The sequence below is a fragment of the Microcystis sp. M53598_WE2 genome, assembly GCF_030067735.1.
GTDB classification, from domain to species: domain Bacteria; phylum Cyanobacteriota; class Cyanobacteriia; order Cyanobacteriales; family Microcystaceae; genus Microcystis; species Microcystis aeruginosa.
This window is the reverse complement of sequence record NZ_JASJFE010000250.1, coordinates 1-3,684: the sequence shown is the minus strand read 5'-3', so window position 1 is coordinate 3,684 and position 3,684 is coordinate 1. Positions and strand designations below refer to the sequence as shown.

Below are 3,684 nucleotides of genomic sequence, written 5' to 3'. Positions count from 1 at the left end.
CCCAAACCACCCAACTTTTGCGGGGACGTTTTTCGGTATCTAAAACCACAAAAAAATCAGGACCACAGAAATCGCGCTTTTTTAGTTGTTCCTCGTTGTAGTAGATGGTTAGATTTCCCGAAGCGTAGTAATCACTCCTCTCGCGCCATAATAATTCTAGACAACTAAGGAGAATGATGATCTGTTGCAGATGTAGATCACTTTCCAATGGTGGTTCATCACTCCATAAATCTGTGGGGGGATAGGTGACATCTGGGATCATGTCTAGGGCTGTCATGACTTTTCCCGGTATTTTAGGATTGATTAATTGTAGCTTTTTCTCACTACTTTAGAGATGGTGCTGGGGGATTTTTGCCCCTAACTTAATCCTATACCTTGACCGATCGCCTTCGGCACTTTATCCTAGCGCCATCGGCAAATATGTTAAAACTTCTATACAATAGCGCCAATAAGCCCGATAACAACGATGACTGAAACCTTAATTCAACCTGCCACCCTAGTAGAACTCTTACGTTACCGCGCCACGGCACAACCAGAGGGCCATGCCTACACTTTTCTTATCGATGGTAAAAAAGAAACCCCACCTTTAACCTACAGTGAACTCGATCGCCAAGCAAGAGCAATCGCCGCCTATTTGCAAAAATACCAGGCCCAAGGGGAACGCGCCCTATTACTCTATCCTCAAAGTTTAGAAGTAGTGGCCGCTTTTTGTGGTTGTCTCTACGCGGGAGTGATTGCCATTCCCGTCCCCCCACCGGAATCGGGACGACTTAAGCGCACTTTGCCCCGTTTACGAGCAATTGTCAAGGATGCTAATGCCACCTTTGCCCTAGTTACCGAAAGTATTCTGACTCTTATTGAAGGTGTTAAGGAAGAATTTCCAGAATTCGACCAAATGAAGTGGATTACTACCGAAAGTATTGATATTTCCCTGGCGGACCAATGGCAAGATCCCCAGGTGGATAAATCGGCGCTTGCTTATCTGCAATATACCTCCGGTTCGACTAATATCCCCAAAGGGGTGATGCTAAGTCATTTTAACCTGATGCACCATTGCGGTTACTTGCAAAAAGCTTGTGGTTACGAACCGGATAGCGTTACCCTAACTTGGATGCCCTATTTTCACGATTACGGGTTAGTCGAAGGTATCACCGTCCCCCTCTACAACGGTACACCCTGCTATCTCATGTCTCCCTTTGCTTTTATTAAGCGTCCGATGCAGTGGTTAAAAAATATTACTAAGTACAAAGTTACTCATAGTCAGGCCCCCAACTTCGCCTATGATCTTTGTACTCGCAGGATTAAAGCTGCCGATTTAGCGGAATTAGACCTGAGCAGTTGGCAGGCCGCGGGAAATGCCGCCGAACCGATTAATCCGAAGGTCATGGCCAAATTTGTCGATACTTTTGCAGATTACGGCTTTTCTTGGCAAACTTTCGCCCCTGCCTACGGATTAGCTGAATATACCCTCTTGATTTCCAATAAACCCAAGGGAACCACCCCAATTATCACCGCTTTGGATGCAACCGCCTACGAACGCGGTAAAATTGTCCCTGTAGGCTCCGATCGAACCACGGGAGTTAGATACGTCCCCAGTTGTGGTCGTCGCGTCTGTGATACCCGTATAGCTATGGTTAATCCCGATACTTTCACCCTTTGTGCAGCCGATGAAGTGGGCGAAATTTGGGCCAGTGACCCCAGTATGGCCGCTGGATATTGGCAACGGGAAGACGCAACCAAAGAGACTTTTCAAGCTTATCTTGCTGATACAGGAGAAGGACCGTTTTTACGCACCGGAGATTTAGGTTTTCTTCTCGATGGGGAATTACATATCACGGGACGGATTAAGGATTTAATTATTGTCCGTGGCAGTAATCATTATCCCCAGGATTTAGAATGGTCAGTACAGCATCTTAATGAGGTTTTTCGTCCCGATTATGGTGCCGCTTTTTCTATTGAAGATAACGGGGAAGAACAGTTAGTTATTGTCCAGGAATTGGAACGTCGCATCGGTGAGTTAGATACGGCTAAATTAATCGCTGATATTCGTCAAGAAATCGCCGAAGAACACGAAATTATGACCCATGCCATTGTTTTGGCTAAATCGGGAACAATTCTCAAAACTGCCAGTGGCAAAATTCAACGCCGCGCTATTAAACAGAATTTTCTCAATGGTAATATGAGTGTTATCGATGCTTGGTCAGAAAATCCTCAGTTAGTTAGTAAATTCGATCGCTCTAATTCTGCAACAGAAGCATAGTTTTTCGGGTGGGCATTGCTCACCCGATCGAGGATAACTAATCGTGTTAGGATTAGGTTAGGGATTAAAGTTAGGGAGAAAGTGATGTTAACTCAACTGATGGTCAAGCCCTCTTCCTGGATTGAAAAAGGAATTAAGCTATCGCCAGTAAGGGAAAATTATCTTTTTAAATTCACCGAGGAATTGCAGTGTCGATTGGAGGAACTACGGGAACTAGAAAAAAATTCCCAACTTAATTCTCAAGAAACCGCAGAATTGGCCGGTATTTTAGAGTTAAACGAAATTTTCACGCTGTTAAATGCGCGAATAGTTGCTGAATCTAAATGATTAGTATCACAACTCGATTACAAGTCCGAGCAAGAGCCAACTATCTGTGTGAATACTGTCATTCTCCAGAAGAAATTAGTGCCGCATTATTTGAAGTAGATCACATTCAGCCCAAATCTTTAGGAGGCAAAGATGAATTGGCAAACTTAGCTTTAGCTTGCCAAAGATGTAACAGATATCGCTACAATTTTATCAAGGCAATTGATCCGAAAACAGAACAAGAAGTAGAAATATTCAATCCGCGCCAACAGCATTGGCAAGAACATTTTATCTGGACACCAGATGCTTTAAAAATAGTGGGACTTACTCCCATCGCTAGGGCAACTATTGAACGTTTGGACTTAAATGATGACAATCATAATGAAGGTTTTATCGTTAAAGTTCGTCGATTATGGATCCGGGGAGGTTGGCATCCACCCAGCACCGATAAAAAACAGGAATAATAGCTTATTTTTATCTAGGTAAATGAGCTTCAATTAAGTTTTTTTCCAGAACGTAGGTTGGGTTGAAGCATGAAACCCAACGCCCGATTATGTTACGCTACCGCTAACCAATCCTACAAATAATTGTGCCTCCCTACTTATATTTATCGGATGTATGAGTAAACAGGATAAATTATTGATTAAAATTCTTTTAGGTAATTCTGATGCTAACATTCCCTTCGAGCAACTTTGTCAACTACTGAGGAAATTAGGATTTGATCAACGAATAGGAGGAAGTCATCATATTTTTACCAAAGAAGGAGTTGAATAAATTTTAAATCTGCAACCCAAACAAGGAAAAGCCAAAGTCTATCAAGTTAAGCAAATTCGTAGTCTGATTTTAAAATATAAGTTAGGATATCAAGATGAAAATTCGTTATGAACTGATTATTTACTGGAGTAATGAGGATCAACTATTTATCGTTGAAGTTCCAGAACTTGCAGGATGTATGGCTGATGGAGAAACTTATCAAGAAGCTGTGCAAAATGCTGAAATCATTATTCAACAATGGATTGAAACAGCACAGGAATTAGGCCGAGAAATTCCTGAACCTAAAGGACGTTTATTATTTGCTTGAACAAGCACAGGAATATGTAATACTAAATCCAGTTATT

General features: G+C 42.1%; 5 protein-coding genes and 1 pseudogene. 5 read left to right on the top strand and 1 reads right to left on the bottom strand.

Annotated features, from left to right (window positions below):
- A pseudogene (locus PX636_RS05285) lies at nt 1-277 on the bottom strand (Uma2 family endonuclease); the annotation flags it as partial.
- A gap of 189 nt (nt 278-466) precedes the next feature.
- On the opposite strand from PX636_RS05285, the gene PX636_RS05280 reads away from it, so the two are divergent.
- The 5 genes from PX636_RS05280 to PX636_RS05260 all read left to right on the top strand — a co-directional run bounded on the left by PX636_RS05280 (nt 467) and on the right by PX636_RS05260 (nt 3,647).
- Nucleotides 467-2,260 (top strand): fatty acyl-AMP ligase, encoded by a 1,794-nt coding sequence (locus PX636_RS05280; protein WP_002797429.1) that lies wholly within the window; start codon nt 467-469, stop codon nt 2,258-2,260.
- 84 nt (nt 2,261-2,344) lie between these two features.
- Nucleotides 2,345-2,587: a hypothetical protein gene (locus PX636_RS05275; protein ID WP_002767156.1), complete on the top strand. Its 243-nt coding sequence runs from the start codon at nt 2,345-2,347 to the stop codon at nt 2,585-2,587.
- Nucleotides 2,584-3,030 carry an HNH endonuclease gene (locus PX636_RS05270; RefSeq protein WP_002797431.1) on the top strand — a complete coding sequence of 149 codons (447 nt, stop codon included), beginning with the start codon at nt 2,584-2,586 and terminating at the stop codon, nt 3,028-3,030. Before PX636_RS05275 ends, PX636_RS05270 begins: the two co-directional genes overlap by 4 nt.
- 154 nt (nt 3,031-3,184) lie before the next feature.
- On the top strand, nt 3,185-3,340 hold the full coding sequence (locus PX636_RS05265) for a type II toxin-antitoxin system HicA family toxin (RefSeq protein ID WP_108937859.1): 156 nt from the start codon (nt 3,185-3,187) through the stop codon (nt 3,338-3,340).
- A 94-nt stretch (nt 3,341-3,434) separates the two neighbouring features.
- A complete protein-coding gene (locus PX636_RS05260) occupies nt 3,435-3,647 on the top strand; it encodes a type II toxin-antitoxin system HicB family antitoxin (RefSeq protein WP_002776225.1) in 213 nt (70 codons plus the stop codon).
- The last annotated feature ends 37 nt before the right edge of the window (nt 3,648-3,684 follow it).